The sequence below is a fragment of the Agrobacterium sp. P15N1-A genome (assembly GCF_044626815.1).
In the GTDB taxonomy this organism is placed as follows: Bacteria; Pseudomonadota; Alphaproteobacteria; order Rhizobiales; family Rhizobiaceae; genus Agrobacterium; species Agrobacterium leguminum.
Genome location: NZ_JBIUPF010000002.1, coordinates 808,807 through 823,029, shown reverse-complemented (window position 1 = coordinate 823,029; position 14,223 = coordinate 808,807). Strand labels below are relative to the sequence as shown.

Here is a 14,223-nt window from a genome sequence, read left to right as displayed (position 1 = left end):
CAAGCGGCCTTTATGCTATAATAAAACCAGTCAACGCGGGGTGGAGCAGCCCGGTAGCTCGTCAGGCTCATAACCTGAAGGCCGCAGGTTCAAATCCTGCCCCCGCAACCAAATCTCAAAACCCCGTGGCACAAGCGACGGGCTTTTTGTTGTCACCAAGCGGGCAAGATTGATGACGGCCGCACGCAACATGGCGGGGTCGCTTATAGGATAATCATCCTTACATTAGCATATTCGATGCGTTTGATTTGCGGTTTGCCAGAGCGTCTCTTTCTCGAATTCTCAACTATCTCGAACCCAGAATCATTTCGAGCGCTGAATCTTGCGGCATGCCCGCAACGGTTCCGATGGTGCCATCGGCTTTCTTGAAGATGATTGCGGGCGTGCCTCCGAAACCGAGCTCGGTCATGAGATTGGCGTTGCGGTCGAGGCTGGCCGTGGTCTGTTCTTTCACGGACTGCAGAGGGGCGATGCCGCCATCCTTGTGCTTCAGTTCGTTTTCCTTCAATGCCTCCGAAGGAGACCTCGCTTCGAGTATGGCGGCTGCCTTTGCAGGTGAATCCTGTCTGATGACGCCGACCATGATGTGTCGCAACTGAACCTTGCCGCTGTTGATCCATGGACGCGCCGCCTGCCAGAATTTGTTGCAATAGGGGCAATTGGGATCGGTGAAAGTGTAGACGATCCGGGGTGCATCGGCCTTTCCATCCTGAACCCAGGTTGACTGGGAAAGCTGGTTCCAGCCATCTTCCAGAATCGGCTTCTCGACCATTTTCTTCATTTGCGCCGCAGCCATGTCCTGTCCCGTGGCATCGACCAGGGTGCCGACGACAACGTGTTTATTGTCGGGTGTCAAATAGATCGCGATCGGTTGTGCTCCGGCTTTTGCGGCAAATCCTCTCAGCCCTCCCGGAACATCCATTTCTCCGAGGATTCTAATGCCCTGAAGCTCGATAGAATGAAGAATTTCCGGAAGTCCGTCGTTCGATCCATTCTTTGCCGTATCCTGCGCCACGGAAGGAGAGACAAGCAGCAGGCTCGACAGAAAGGCGGCGATCGGCAAATTTCGTGTAAGATAATCATAGGGCATCGAGGGGTTCCTTAGGACGATTTCAACTGGCCACTCCCCTGACAATTGAGATGAAAGGGGGCGTTGTTCCGGGGGAGATTCGCGAATTATGACCGGGCCTGTTTGATGGCGGCCTTGAGGCCTTTCTCATCCAGAACACCGGGATAGATTGTCTTGCCGATGACGAAGGATGGCGTGCCGACAAAGTTGAAGGCGAGCGCCTGGCGATAGTTTCGATCGAGCAGCGCGGAGATTTTCCTGTTGTTGCTGTTCACCGCTGCGGCGATGTCTTTCATCGCCAATCCGGCGCCGGTCAGGGCGTTTTCGACATCGTTTTCGGAAATACGCGCTTTTGTTTTCATCAGCGCTTCCATGGCGACTTCATATTTGCCGATCTGGGCGGCCCCCAGCACCGCCTGTGCCGCGAAGACAGATGCGCCGCCGAAGATCGGCCAGTCCTTCAAAACAAGCCTGATGTCGCCGTCATTTGCGACAATCTTTTTCACCATGGCATGTGAAGTCTTGCAGTAGGGGCATTGATAATCGAAATATTCGACAATCGTGACCTTGCCTTTGGGATTTCCAAGCACGGGTGCGTCCCTGTCGAAGAACACCTCGTCCGTGCTGACCTGCTGTGCGAAGCCGTCTCCTGCAGACACCAGCGCCCCGCTAAAAGCCGCCAGTCCGCCCGCCATGAAATCGCGTCGTGAAAACATCAGAATTTTCCTTGTTGGATTATTGGATACCGGCAATGCGGCAGGATTGATCGCGACGTCGTTCACGGAGGCGATCCCTGCGCCCTGCGAGCCGATGCTGCCAGATCTGCGGCCGAGAATTCGCCGATCAGCCGCGTTGCTTTCGGCTCCCTTCGGTTGCTGTCGAGAAAAACCATCGTCGGCGGGCCGACCACCTTCAATGTCGAAAGCAACGCCTGTTTATTCGCGTCCAGTTCTGTCAGGTCCAGGCTGACGAGGTTAACTCCCTCCAACGCTTCAATCACATCGGGTGCGGTCAGAAGTGAGCGCTCGATTGTGCGGCAGGTCACGCACCAGTCGGCTGTCACATAGAGGAGTGTCGGTTCCTGTGGCGGCGAGGTGTCGAGCCGGGAGCCCAGGCCCGCGATGGAGGAAATCTTCTGGAAGTCGCTTTTCTTTATCGATGCGAGCGATCCGGAGCCGCTGGCGTAATTCAGCGGCTTCAGGGGAGAGAGCGGATCCGTTGCACCGATGCCGAGACCGACGAAGATCAAGATTGCCCAGATGATGGATGCGAGACCCGTCGTGCGCGAAAGTACGCTCACACCCGACTTCGGATCGCCGGCCCCTGCACCGAAAGCAAAAACGCCGAAGGAAAGGGCAAGTATTGCCCATCCGAGCAATGTCAGCCGTTCCGGCATGAGCGGTGTTGCCAGCCAAAGCGCGGTGGCCAGAAACATGAAGCCGAAAATCTGGCGCACTTTTTCCATCCACAGCCCTGCTTTCGGCAGCGCCTTGCCGCTTGCGGTCGCCATGATGACGAGGGGAATTCCCTTGCCCAGTCCAAGGGCAAATAGTGCGGCGGCGCCGATGACGACATCACCGGTGCGGGCAATATAGAGAAGCGCACCTGCAAGGGGAGCCGTGACGCAAGGTCCGATGAGCAATGCCGAGGAGAAGCCGAGCAGCATCGCGCCGGGAATCGTCCTCGCGCCCTGCGGTGATTTCGCAAACTGGGCCGAGATCGCGGTGGGAAGCTGAATGTGGAAAAGGCCGAAATTTGCGAGCGCGAGGACGGCGAACAGGATGGATATCGCGGCTACGGCGTAGGTTGATTGCAGTGCGATCTGGAGGTTTTGCCCTGACCATGCGGCGGCCATTCCCATCAGTCCGAAGGCGGATGCAAGCGCAAGCGCATAAGACAGGGACAACATGAATCCGCGCCGTGCGGTCAGTTTTTCGCCTTCTCGGGCGAGCATGGCCGCAACGATAGGATACATCGGGAAAACGCATGGCGTGAAGGCGAGCAGCAATCCGAAACCGAGAAATCCGGCAAGAAGCAGGATCAATCCGCCATCCGCCAGCAGCAGGTCGACCGCCGTCCGCGCGCTATCCTCCGCCAGTGAAAATCCTTCCCGTGTGGCGTCCATGGAGACGCCCGCCGAAGCCTGTGGGGCTTTAGCGAAGCTGTTTTGGGAAAACACACCTTCAGCGCCCACGGTCAGGCTTGCCATGTCGACCGTCTTGGTGGTCGGCGGATAGCAGAGCCCCTTGTCCTGGCAACCCTGATAGGTAAGGCGGAATTTTGCCGGCGCCCCGGCGATCGATGCCGTTGCGGTCTTGTAGTAAATCTCGGTAAAGCCGAAACTGGGGTCCTCTTTCATCTCGCCGGGGAGGGACTGGATTTCCAGTTTGCGGCCGTCCTCGCCTTCTGCGCTCAGATAGTCACGGTAGAGATAATAGCCGTCATTGATCGCCCAGCGAATGATGGCGCGGCCGTCGTTTCCTCGCTCGACCGTTGCCTTGAACGCCTGGTCCATGGCAAGTGGTGTTTCCAGCGCGGCCGCCGGGGAGACGACCCTGAAAAGCGCCAGAATCACAAATGTGAACGCCAATATGCGCATCCGGCATATCCTTTCATGTATTCTTCCATGCCGGGACTGATCTCGCCGTGAGCTTAAGGCAGGCTTAAGCTGAGGCGCGCATGGCAAAATTGGATGAACCGCTTGCGGAGGCGTGATTGCGAATTCTCATTGTCGAAGATGATCCGATCCTGCTCGACGGGTTACGGGAAGGTTTGAAGCTGAGCGGCTTTGTCGCGGACGGCGTGACAACGGCCGCAGATGCGTCGGAGGCGCTCGCGACAGATAATTTCGATGCGGTCGTTCTTGATCGAATGCTTCCGGACAGTTCCGGGCTGGATGTCCTTAATCGCTTACGTCGCAGTGGAAACCGGATCCCCGTCCTGCTTCTGACGGCCAAGGATGAGGTTGGAGACCGCATCGATGGTTTGGATGCGGGTGCCGACGATTATCTTGGCAAACCTTTCGATCTGGATGAGGTTGCCGCCCGTCTGCGGGCGATCATGCGCCGTGCGGCCGGGCGGGCGAGTGCGCAGATCAGTCTGCGAGGGCTGACGCTGGATCCCGCTTCGATGCAGGTTTTTCGGGATGGGTCGACCGTAATCCTGTCGCGCCGCGAGTTTTCGATCCTTCATGCGCTCATGGAAAGCCCCCAGGCAATTCACTCCAAACAGGCACTGGAAGAGCGTCTCTACGGCTGGCAGGAGGATGTGGAGAGCAATACGATCGAGGTGCATGTGCATAAGCTGCGCGCCAAACTTGGAAGTGCCGCCATCGAAACGGTGCGCGGCGTTGGCTACAGATTGGGGATGCCCTGATGCGTTCGATCCGGTTGCGGCTTTTTGCGATCCTGCTGGCGACGACGGGAGCCCTCTGGCTGCTTGCCGTCATGTGGACCTATTTCAGCGTGCAGCACCAGGTCGAGCGGGTGCTGGACGCGCGACTGATGGAAGCCGCCCGCATGGTCAGCTCGCTCCTCACCGATCACCATATCGACGTGGCTGCCGCCGTGGATGACACGAAAGCCACCGACGCGGCATCGCCGTTCGATCTCCAGGGGGACTACCGGCGGCAGCTCTCCTGCCAGATATGGTCGCTTCAGGGGCAACTCGTCAGCCGGTCGGAAAGTGCGCCGCGTGAATCGCTCACAGACAATCGCGACGGGTTTAGCGAAACCATCGTCGATGGTGTCCGCTGGCGTGTCTTTGCGGTTGTGAATTCCAACCTCAATGCCCGTGTTCTTGTGGGCGATAGTCTGGAGATACGCGACAGGCTTGTTGCCGATGTGGTCAAGGGGCAGCTCGTTCCGGCCGTTGCCATTTTGCCGATCCTTGCGGTGCTGATCTGGCTCAGTGTTGGACAGGGGCTGGGACCGCTCAACAGGATTGCCATGTCACTGGGGTTGAGGTCTGCAGATGAACTGCACGCCATAGAAAACAGGGACACACCCAGCGAAATCAAGCCATTGCTCAGATCGCTGAACTCCCTCTTCCTGCGGGTAGAGGCAGCCCGTGAGCGTGAGAAGACGTTTATCGCCTATGCCGCCCACGAGTTGAAGACCCCGCTTGCCGGATTGAAGACCCAGGCTCAGGTGGCGCTGCGGAGTAAGGAGGATGATGTTCGAGACAAGGCGCTGGCGCATATCTCGACGAGCGTTGACCGGACCGGGCGTCTTGTACGCCAGCTTATCGACCTGGCGCTCGTCGATTCGGCGGATCGCGGCGACGGGATCGAGACGGTGCGGCTCGCAGGGATAATGGAGGACATTCGTTCCGATCTTGAAGCCCAGAGCAGCAGGCGTGGCACCTCCGTGAAGCTTCGCATGCAACCGGATGAAATGGTGACCTTGAGAAACGTCAATCTCCTGCGTTTGGCTCTGCGCAACGTGATCGAGAATGCGATTCAATATTCGCCGGAAGGCTCAAGCGTTGAGATTTGTGCACTGAAGAACGGTCCCAAGGTCGAAATCGAAGTGACGGATCAAGGGCAGGGCATAAATCCGGAAGATCAGGCCACTGTCAGGGAGCGGTTCAAGCGAGGACATTCGGCCCATGGCGAAGGCAGCGGCCTTGGCCTGGCGATTGTCGACATGGCGATGCGAAAGCTCGGCGGGGAACTTGAATTTCGTCAGGCTGATTCCGGTTTCGTCGTGACGCTTATTCTGCCGCAGGATTGACCGGACTAGCGTTTAAGGCAGCCTTAAGGTTGGAGCTTCAGCCAAGTTTTATAGGCTCCAACCAATTCCAGCAGGCTCCCATGATTCGTCTAATTGTTTCTCCTCGCAGGCCGATGGCCGTCGCGTTGACAATCTTCCTCACCGCTTGCGCAAGCAATGCCGACCGTATTCCCAGCGCTGTGCCGCGCCCTTCCAATGAGCGTGTCGAAGATCGGGAGGCAGCCCCAATCGGAACCGACCCGATGCTTATGTATGGCGAAAAGACGGATGCCGGTTTTCATATTGCCGGCGTTAATACCGGAAAAATGAATCCTGCCTTCGCGCGACAGGTCGTAAGCTATGCCACGGACGAAAAGCCCGGTACGATCATCGTCGATCAACGAGCACGTTTCCTTTATCTGATTCAACCCGGCAACACGGCGATCCGATATGCCGTTGGTGTCGGCCCTGTTGCGCGCGCCTTCGATGGTGGCGACGCGATTATTGCGAGAAAAGCTGCCTGGCCTCGGTGGATCCCAACACCCGGCATGATCGCAAGGAACCCCGCGCATTACGGCCCGAACAAGGATGGAGTCGATGGCGGCCCGTCGAACCCGATGGGTGCCCGCGCGCTGTATATGCATAAGGATGGCAGGGACACATACTATCGCGTTCACGGCACGAATGATCCAGGCTCAATCGGCAAGGCTGTATCGGCTGGCTGCATTCGCCTTTTGAATCAGGATATCATCGACCTTTACGACCGGGTAAAGCCCGGTGCCCGGATCGTTGTACAAGGATAGGGTCGAGCCGCTTGATAGTCTGGCGAAGTTCCAGACGATTGTATCCTGCGTGATTGAAACGGAAATCGTGAATATCGCTAATAGCGGCAGTCCGTCGCTCCGAAGCCCGGATTAACCTAACGCTAGAGGCTGAGACCGGGAAGAACGGTGCGGATGTGATCGCCCAGCGCCCTGGCTGCCGACGATGTCTGCGTGTCGGCAAACTCGATGGCAATGCCGATCGTCGGCAGGGGTGGTAGCCCGCTTTTGACGATATGAAGGTCGGCTGGAACTGCTGTCCTTGTCAGCACGCTGATGGCAAGGCCGGAGCGCGCGATTGCGATGAGGCCGGAAAGGCTGTTGCTGGCGAAGGCGATGCGGTAGCGGCGATTTGCGCTTTGCATGGCGTCGCAGGCTGCGCGGTGATCGAGCGTCACGGGCGCGGAGAGCGCCAGGGGCAGGACATCCTTGGTGATGAGATCCGGCTCCGGCCTGTCCGCCACCCAGACGAAGCTTTCCCTGCGGAGCACGTCGCGGTGATCCGGATCGGATTGCGAAACCAGCGCCATGTCGATCTGGCGGCGCTGCAGCAGCGGACGCAATTCCGTCGTGGGCGCGCAGACCATGCGCAGATCGACTTTCGGGTAGGTGCCGAAGAAGCCTCTCAGCAGTTCCGGCAGGAAGGCGATGGAATAATCTTCAGGGCAACCAAGGCTCACGGTTCCCTGCAGCGTCGCCTCGCCCATATCGGCAAGGATTTCATCATGCCGGGCAAGCAGGGCGCTGGCGTGGGCAAGCAACTTCTCGCCCGCCGCGGTTACGCGCACTCCGGAACCCGTTCGCTGCAGCAGGGTATGGCCGACCAGCTCTTCCAGCCGCTGCATCTGGGTGCTGAGCGCGGATTGGGTGCGCCCGATCTGCGCGGCGGCGACGCTGATGGAGCCAGCGCGAGCGACAATGATAAAGTTCTTCAGCAGGGTAAGGTCGAGCATGGCGATATCAAAATTATCGATATCGGAGTAAAATACTATCAATTGGACTGAGGTGGCAATGGGTTGTTATGTTTCGGCAAGATAAACTTTTGGGGAACGTGCCATGGACAAGCTTGCGCAGAATTTCGCCTCGCTCAATGACGAACCGGCTTTCTGGGAGGCCGCCAATAAACATCTGACCCGCTACGGACCGGCCTTCGAGGAGATCATCGTCGAACGGGCCGAGGGAAGTTTCGTCTATGATGCGGATGGGCGCGCCATTCTCGATTTCACCTCCGGCCAGATGAGCGCTTTGCTCGGGCATACCCATCCGGATATCGTCACCACCGTCAACCGGCAGATGGCATCGGTCGCGCATCTCTTTTCCGGTATGTTGTCCCGCCCGGTCGTCGACTTGGCGGCGCGGCTGGCGGCGCTCGCGCCGGGTCTCGATCGCGTGCAATTGCTGACCACCGGGGCTGAATCCAACGAGGCGGCGATCCGCATGGCGAAGCTCGTGACCGGCGGGCATGAGATCGTCGCTTTCGCGCAGAGCTGGCACGGCATGACAGGCGCTGCGGCCTCCGCGACCTATAGCGCCGGCCGCAGGGGTTATGGCCCGGCCACGGCCGGCTCACTCGTTATTCCCGCGCCGAATGCCTATCGTCCGCGCTTCAAGAACCCCGATGGATCGAATGACTGGCAGGCGGAACTCGACGATGCCTTCGAACTGATCGATCGCCAGTCGACCGGCAATCTCGCCGCCTTTATTGCCGAGCCGATCCTGTCGAGCGGCGGTATCCTCGAACTGCCGGTCGGTTATCTCGCTGCGCTAAAGAAAAAGTGCGAGGAGCGCGGCATGCTGCTCATCCTCGATGAAGCCCAGACCGGCATCGGCCGGACCGGGCATATGTTCGCCTTCCAGCGCGATGGGGTGACGCCCGATATCATGACGCTGTCGAAGACGCTCGGCGCCGGCCTGCCGCTTGCGGCGGTAATGACGAGCGCCGAGGTCGAGCAAAAGGCCTTCGAGAGGGGCTTCCTGTTCTATACGACCCATGTTTCCGATCCCCTGCCGGCGGCTGTCGGCGTAACGGTTCTCGATGTGGTGGCGCGTGATGGGCTGGTGGAACAGGCGATTGCCCGCGGAAACCGTTTGAAGGAGGGGCTGCTCTCGCTGCAGCAGCGGTTCGAATGCGTTGGAGATGTGCGCGGGCGCGGGCTTCTGCTCGGACTTGAAGTCGTCGCTGACCGGCATACGAAAGCTCCGGGTTTCGAACTCGGTGCGCGCATCATGCAGGAGGCGATGTTGCGCGGCCTCAGCATGAACATCGTCAAGCTGCCCGGCATGGGCGGCGTCTTCCGCATTGCGCCGGCGCTGACGGTATCGGATTCGGAAATCGACCTTGGGCTGGAGATACTGGCGGATTCGATCGAATCCGCACAGCTTGCCCGCTAGGTGTGGCCGGCATTTGCCGGAAACGTCAGTTCAACCCTTGCGCCTTCGCCGGGTCTGGAACTGATATGCGCTTCGCCGCCGCTCTGGCGCACGAACCCGTAGACCATGGCGAGGCCGAGACCCGCACCGCCATGGTCACCCCGCGTGGTGAAATAGGGCTCGAAGGCCTTGTCCACGGCCTCCGGCGTCATGCCGACGCCCTCGTCGGTGACGGCGATCACCAGCGTATCTTTGCCCGAAGCGGCCTGGATTGAAATCAGGCCGCCATCGGGCATGGCGGCTGCGGCATTGAGGCATAGATTGAGGATGGATTGTTCGAAAAGGGCCGGGTCCAGCGGTATCGAGGGAAGATCGTCATCGATATCGAGCGCGATCCGGCATTTGGGACCGACGGCGATTTCGAGAATATCGGCCATGCCGCGCAGCAGACTTGCGACATTGATGACGCTTGGATGAATCGGCTGCTGGCTGCCGATGGTGAGCATGCTGCTGGCCAGAGAGCGGCCGCGATCCGCCGCCTTGCGGATGCGGGCGATATGCCGCTTCTGGCGATCGTTGAAACCGGCTTCCCGTTCCAGAAGACCGAGACTGCCGGTGATGATGCCGATCATGTTGCCCACCTCATGGCTGACCTGATGGGTCATGCGCATGATGCCATCAAGCCTCTGGGCTTTGACGGCCTCCGCTTCCTGGCGGTCGAGAGCGGTCACATCGCGGGCGAGCAGCACGATGCCGCCATCCGGCTGGCGTGACATCGATACTTCGATCACCCGCTGATCGTCGGTGCGATGGCGCAGGACCGCGCGGTCGAGCAGTTCTCCCGGCTCAGTATCGAAGGGCAGCAGAGCCGGATCGATTTCCGGGATCGGTTCGACAAACCTCCGAAGCGGCAGTTTTCGCGACGAGCCGGAGCGTCCGACGAGTTCGATGATGCGGCGGTTCATGGTGATGGGCCGGCCGGCCGGATCGAAGAGCGCAATTCCCTCATTCATGGTGCGGAAGGTCGAGCGGATGGTGCGGGCCGCCGCTTCGGCCGTGCGCCTGAGGCGCGAGACGCGGTCGACGCTGTCATGGAAGGCGCGAAACGCATCGAGCAGCCGGATCAACTCCGTCTCGGGACCGGTATAGGAGGGCGGGCCGACATCCTTATCTCCCTTGGCGAGGGCATTCATGCCATTGGAGAGCATCACGATCCCGCGCGAGACACGCATCACCGAGCGGATCGAGAAGATCGCCACGATGAGAACCAGAAGCGAGGCGACGGCGACAATGATCAGCAGCCGGTTGAGGGCATCAGAGGTCGAAATCAGGTCTTCGTTCAGGCTGCGCGCAACCGCATCGCCCTGGGTCTCGGTCACATGGGAAAGATCGCGCGAGACGGTGTGAAGGCGGGAGACCGAGGCGCGGATCGCGAACATTTCCAGAAGGTAACGGCTCTGGGCCTCGAAGACCCGCTCGTAGGGCTGTAGTTCGGCCACGGGCAGGCGCTCGCCGGGATAGCCCTGCTGGCGCGCCGTTGTTTCCGCCACGTAGCGGCGGCGCAGTTCGCCAAGCTGGAAGAGGCTGTCGGATGCGGATGCGGCCTGTACGATGCCGTTCATTCGCCGGCGCAGTTCCGGATCAAGGATGCCCTGACCTGTGGCGATTTCGCCGAGCGCCGCTGCCGCTTCCGCCTTGTGACCCTGTGCCGCATCGGCATCCTTCGCAAGATCGAGCGTCTGTTCCCGGATGATCTGGAGGAGTTCGACGATGCGTTCGCTGGCAAAGCCACGGGTGATCCGTTCGCCACTGTCCGGTCCTGTCATTTCGAGCAAGATATCGACCTGCTGGACCACCGAGCGGCTTTCGCTGGAAACGCGATAGGGCGAGGCGGCATTCATCAGGAACGGTGCGCTGGAGACGAGATCGGAGACCTGCCGCGAGACCAGCGACGCCTTGGCGAGACTGGAAAAGGCCTGCAACCCATAGGCCGCCATTTCATCGCGGGCCCGCTGCAGGCCGTAAATGGCGATGGCGGAAAGGCTGAAGACGAGGAGGCAGGTAAAGACGATCGCAAAGGGCAGGCGAAAGGCGATGGAGGAAAGGAAGGAGCGGCTGATCACGGGGAAAGCTCGCCCTCATCGGTGTGCAGAACATAACCCTTGCCGCGCCGCGTCTTGATATGGCGCGGCAGATCAGGATTGATCTCGATCTTGCGTCTGAGCCGCAGCACCAGCACGTCGACATTTCTGTCGATGTAGCGGTCGCTCTCCGAACCCAGCCTGTCGAGAATCTGCGAGCGGCTGACGGGCTGGTTGGGTGTTTCCGCCAGTATTTCCAGAAGCGCGAATTCGGCAGTGGTCAGCGTCCGGCTGCGGTCCGCGAGGCAGACGGCGCGGCGGGCATCGAGATCGATTGCCCAGTCGCCGAGGCGAAGCGCCCCGCGCCCATGATCGCTGTCCTTCTCCTGTTTCAGCGAAGGGATCGTCCGGCGCAGTACGGCTTTGATCCGGGCCGTGAGTTCGATGGGTTCGAAGGGTTTGACCACATAATCGTCGGCGGCTGTTTCCAGACCGAGAACCCGATCGGCGGCGCTGCCGGCGGCGGTGACCATGACGATGCCGATGTCGATCTGGCTGCGCAGCCGCTGGGCGAAGGTGCGTCCGGACGTTCCCGGCAGATTGTGATCGACGAGCACAAGCTGCATCCTGTCCCTTGCCAATATCTCTTCCGCCTCCTCGGCGGAGCGCGCGCAGGTGGGCAGCCAGCCCTCCGCCTCGATGAGGTCCGAGATGAGCTCGGCCATATCCGGATCGTCCTCGACGATCAGAATGCGAACCTTCTGATTAAGCACTGCACTTCCTCCCGCCATCATCATAGGCGCGGCGGCGACGATCTTCAAAGGCTCGCTGGTTATCTCCCCTGTCATAATTGTAATATCTGTAATCTTGTTCGGCGGTGCGGTGAAAGATTGGTAACCATTCTTCGATTGCGGTGCGGACAGGATGTGACATGCTATAGGTGGAGACTGGAACGGGGAGGTTCCGGGCAGGGAGGCTTAATTGAAAGCATTGACCGCACTTGCGGCGAGCATGGCTCTATGGCTGTGCGGCGCAGGGCATGGCATGGCCGAGCCGAAGTTGAACGTCCTTTGCGGCGTCGACGAGGCCTGGTGCTTGACCATGCAGCGGGCTTTTGAAGCCAGGGCCGGTCTCGAGATTTCGATGGTGCGCAAGAGCACCGGCGAAATCCTCGACCAGATTCGTGCCGAACGATCCCATCCCACTGTCGATGTCTGGTGGGGCGGTACTGGCGATACCCATTTGCAGGCGGGTTCTGAAGGGTTGCTGGATGAATACCGGCCCGTCCACCAGCAGGATTTGCTGCCCTGGGCGCAGAATTTCTCGGTGATGTCGGGATCGCGGTCTGCGGGAATTTATGCCGGCGCGCTGGGCTTCGCCTATAATTCGGAACTGCTCGCGAAGAACAATCTTCCGGCGCCGACCTGCTGGAAGGACTTGGCGAAGGATGTCTATCGCGGCCATATCCTGACCGGCAATCCGAACTATTCAGGGACGGCCTTCACCATGCTGGCCACTCTCGTCCAGCTTTTTGGCGAAGAGGAAGCTTTCGGATTCATGGCGAAGCTCAACCAGAACGTCGTGAGCTATACCAAGGTTGGTGCTGCACCGGTGAAGGCGGCGGCGCGGGGCGAGATCATGATCGGTATTTCCTTCATGCACGACGCCGTGACCCAGAAGATCGAAGGTTTTCCGCTGGTGATCGTCGCGCCGTGCGAGGGTACGGGCTACGAAATCGGGGCTGTCAGCATCGTCAAGGGCAATCGCAACGCGGCCCTTGCGCAGGATTTCGTGGAATTTGCGCTGAGCCCGGAAGGGCAAGCTACAGGGGCTGCGGCCGGCCAGAACCAGGTGCCTTCCAACGCCCGGGCGACATTGCCGCTGACGGCGCCTGACATATCGATGATCAAGATGGTGGACTACGATTTCGCCACCTTCGGACAGCCGGAAGAGCGAAGTCGGTTATTGAGCCGCTTCGACAGCGAAATCCACCCGACCCAGACCCAGTAGGGCCAAAACCAACATACCGCAAAAGACAGCGCGCGCGCCGCAAAGTGCCGCGACCGGCAGCGCCATGTCTGCGCGCGGCCCAAGAATTCAGACGCAAGCTACAGGAGGATAACCATGCGACTGACGATACTTTCCACCCTGCTTTTTGCCGGCACGGCACTCAGCGCCGTTTCCGCGCAGGCGGCGGGCGAACTCAACCTGATCTGCTCGGCCGATGTCGTGATCTGCGAACAGATGAAGGGCGATTTTGAAAAGTCGCACGACATCAAGGTCAATATGGTGCGCCTGTCTTCGGGCGAGACCTATGCCAAGGTGCGCGCGGAAGCCCGCAACCCGAAGACGGACATCTGGTGGGCCGGCACCGGCGATCCGCATATGCAGGCGGCGTCCGAGAACCTGACGCTCGAATATAAGTCGCCTATGCTGGATCAGTTGCAGGACTGGGCCGTGAAGCAGGCCGAAAGCACGGGTTACAGGACTGTCGGTGTTTATGCCGGTGCGCTGGGCTGGGGTTACAACACGGAAATCTTCAAGTCCAAGGGTTACAAGGAGCCGAAGTGCTGGGCCGACCTGCTGGCGCCGGAACTGAAGGGCGAAATCCAGATCGCCAATCCGAACTCGTCCGGCACCGCCTATACGGCGCTGGCGTCACTGGTGCAGATCATGGGCGAGGATCAGGCGATTGACTATCTGAAGAAGCTCAACGCCAATATCTCGCAATATACCAAGTCCGGCTCGGCACCGGTCAAGGCGGCGGCGCGCGGCGAAACGGCGCTCGGTATCGTCTTCATGCATGATGCGGTGGCGCAGACGGCGGAAGGCTTCCCGGTCAAGTCCATCGCGCCCTGCGAAGGCACAGGTTATGAAATCGGCTCCATGTCGATCATCAAGGGCGCACGCAATCTCGACAATGCGAAGACCTGGTACGACTGGGCGCTGAAGCCGGAAGTGCAGTCGCGCATGAAGGACGCCAAGTCCTTCCAGCTTCCCTCCAACAAGACGGCGGAAGTGCCGAAGGAGGCGCCGAAGTTCGAGGACATCAAGCTCATCGACTATGACTTCAAGACCTATGGCGACCCGGCCAAGCGCAAGGCGCTTCTGGAACGCTGGGACCGTGAGGTTGGTGCGGTCGCGAACTGATCTGAACCACTGATCTTAAC

General features: G+C 59.8%; 12 protein-coding genes and 1 tRNA gene. 7 read left to right on the top strand and 6 right to left on the bottom strand.

The window, feature by feature from the left end:
• Nucleotides 1-34 precede the first annotated feature (34 nt).
• Nucleotides 35-111, top strand: a tRNA-Met gene (locus tag ACIK7D_RS11945).
• Between the two features lie 175 nt (nucleotides 112-286).
• Here ACIK7D_RS11945 and dsbG read toward each other — a convergent pair.
• The 3 genes from dsbG to dsbD form a co-directional block, all read right to left on the bottom strand.
• A complete protein-coding gene (dsbG, locus tag ACIK7D_RS11940; RefSeq protein ID WP_400156378.1) occupies nucleotides 287-1,090 on the bottom strand; it encodes a thiol:disulfide interchange protein DsbG in 804 nt (267 codons plus the stop codon).
• 86 nt (nucleotides 1,091-1,176) lie between these two features.
• Nucleotides 1,177-1,785, bottom strand: a complete 609-nt coding sequence (locus tag ACIK7D_RS11935; protein ID WP_400156377.1) for a DsbA family protein — start codon at nucleotides 1,783-1,785, stop codon at nucleotides 1,177-1,179.
• A gap of 62 nt (nucleotides 1,786-1,847) precedes the next feature.
• The gene (gene dsbD / locus ACIK7D_RS11930; RefSeq protein WP_400156376.1) at nucleotides 1,848-3,659 is read right to left on the bottom strand and encodes a protein-disulfide reductase DsbD; all 1,812 of its coding nucleotides are present in this window, start codon (nucleotides 3,657-3,659) and stop codon (nucleotides 1,848-1,850) included.
• Nucleotides 3,660-3,784: 125 nt separating this feature from the next.
• Here dsbD and ACIK7D_RS11925 point away from each other — a divergent pair, with 125 nt between their 5' ends.
• The 3 genes from ACIK7D_RS11925 to ACIK7D_RS11915 all read left to right on the top strand — a co-directional run bounded on the left by ACIK7D_RS11925 (nucleotide 3,785) and on the right by ACIK7D_RS11915 (nucleotide 6,584).
• Nucleotides 3,785-4,444: a response regulator gene (locus ACIK7D_RS11925; RefSeq protein WP_400156375.1), complete on the top strand. Its 660-nt coding sequence runs from the start codon at nucleotides 3,785-3,787 to the stop codon at nucleotides 4,442-4,444.
• Nucleotides 4,444-5,802 (top strand): ATP-binding protein, encoded by a 1,359-nt coding sequence (locus ACIK7D_RS11920; RefSeq protein WP_400156374.1) that lies wholly within the window; start codon nucleotides 4,444-4,446, stop codon nucleotides 5,800-5,802. The genes ACIK7D_RS11925 and ACIK7D_RS11920 overlap by 1 nt, the downstream gene beginning before the upstream one ends.
• Nucleotides 5,803-5,882: 80 nt before the next feature.
• Nucleotides 5,883-6,584 (top strand): L,D-transpeptidase, encoded by a 702-nt coding sequence (locus tag ACIK7D_RS11915; RefSeq protein ID WP_400156373.1) that lies wholly within the window; start codon nucleotides 5,883-5,885, stop codon nucleotides 6,582-6,584.
• A 122-nt stretch (nucleotides 6,585-6,706) separates the two neighbouring features.
• Here ACIK7D_RS11915 and ACIK7D_RS11910 read toward each other — a convergent pair whose 3' ends face one another.
• Nucleotides 6,707-7,555 carry a LysR family transcriptional regulator gene (locus ACIK7D_RS11910; RefSeq protein ID WP_400156372.1) on the bottom strand — a complete coding sequence of 283 codons (849 nt, stop codon included), beginning with the start codon at nucleotides 7,553-7,555 and terminating at the stop codon, nucleotides 6,707-6,709.
• 103 nt (nucleotides 7,556-7,658) lie between these two features.
• Here ACIK7D_RS11910 and ACIK7D_RS11905 point away from each other — a divergent pair, with 103 nt between their 5' ends.
• On the top strand, nucleotides 7,659-8,993 hold the full coding sequence (locus ACIK7D_RS11905; protein WP_137003994.1) for an aspartate aminotransferase family protein: 1,335 nt from the start codon (nucleotides 7,659-7,661) through the stop codon (nucleotides 8,991-8,993).
• On the opposite strand, the gene ACIK7D_RS11900 is transcribed toward ACIK7D_RS11905, so the two are convergent.
• Both ACIK7D_RS11900 and ACIK7D_RS11895 read right to left on the bottom strand, forming a co-directional pair.
• Nucleotides 8,990-11,095, bottom strand: a complete 2,106-nt coding sequence (locus ACIK7D_RS11900; protein WP_400156371.1) for a sensor histidine kinase — start codon at nucleotides 11,093-11,095, stop codon at nucleotides 8,990-8,992. The two genes, ACIK7D_RS11905 and ACIK7D_RS11900, sit on opposite strands and share 4 nt — an antisense overlap.
• Nucleotides 11,092-11,826: a response regulator transcription factor gene (locus ACIK7D_RS11895; RefSeq protein ID WP_120947629.1), complete on the bottom strand. Its 735-nt coding sequence runs from the start codon at nucleotides 11,824-11,826 to the stop codon at nucleotides 11,092-11,094. The genes ACIK7D_RS11900 and ACIK7D_RS11895 overlap by 4 nt, the downstream gene beginning before the upstream one ends.
• A 238-nt stretch (nucleotides 11,827-12,064) precedes the next feature.
• On the opposite strand from ACIK7D_RS11895, the gene ACIK7D_RS11890 reads away from it, so the two are divergent.
• Both ACIK7D_RS11890 and ACIK7D_RS11885 read left to right on the top strand, forming a co-directional pair.
• Nucleotides 12,065-13,063, top strand: coding sequence for an ABC transporter substrate-binding protein (locus tag ACIK7D_RS11890; protein WP_400156395.1), 999 nt, complete (start codon nucleotides 12,065-12,067; stop codon nucleotides 13,061-13,063).
• A gap of 114 nt (nucleotides 13,064-13,177) precedes the next feature.
• A complete protein-coding gene (locus ACIK7D_RS11885) occupies nucleotides 13,178-14,203 on the top strand; it encodes an ABC transporter substrate-binding protein (RefSeq protein ID WP_003503939.1) in 1,026 nt (341 codons plus the stop codon).
• Nucleotides 14,204-14,223: the final 20 nt, after the last annotated feature.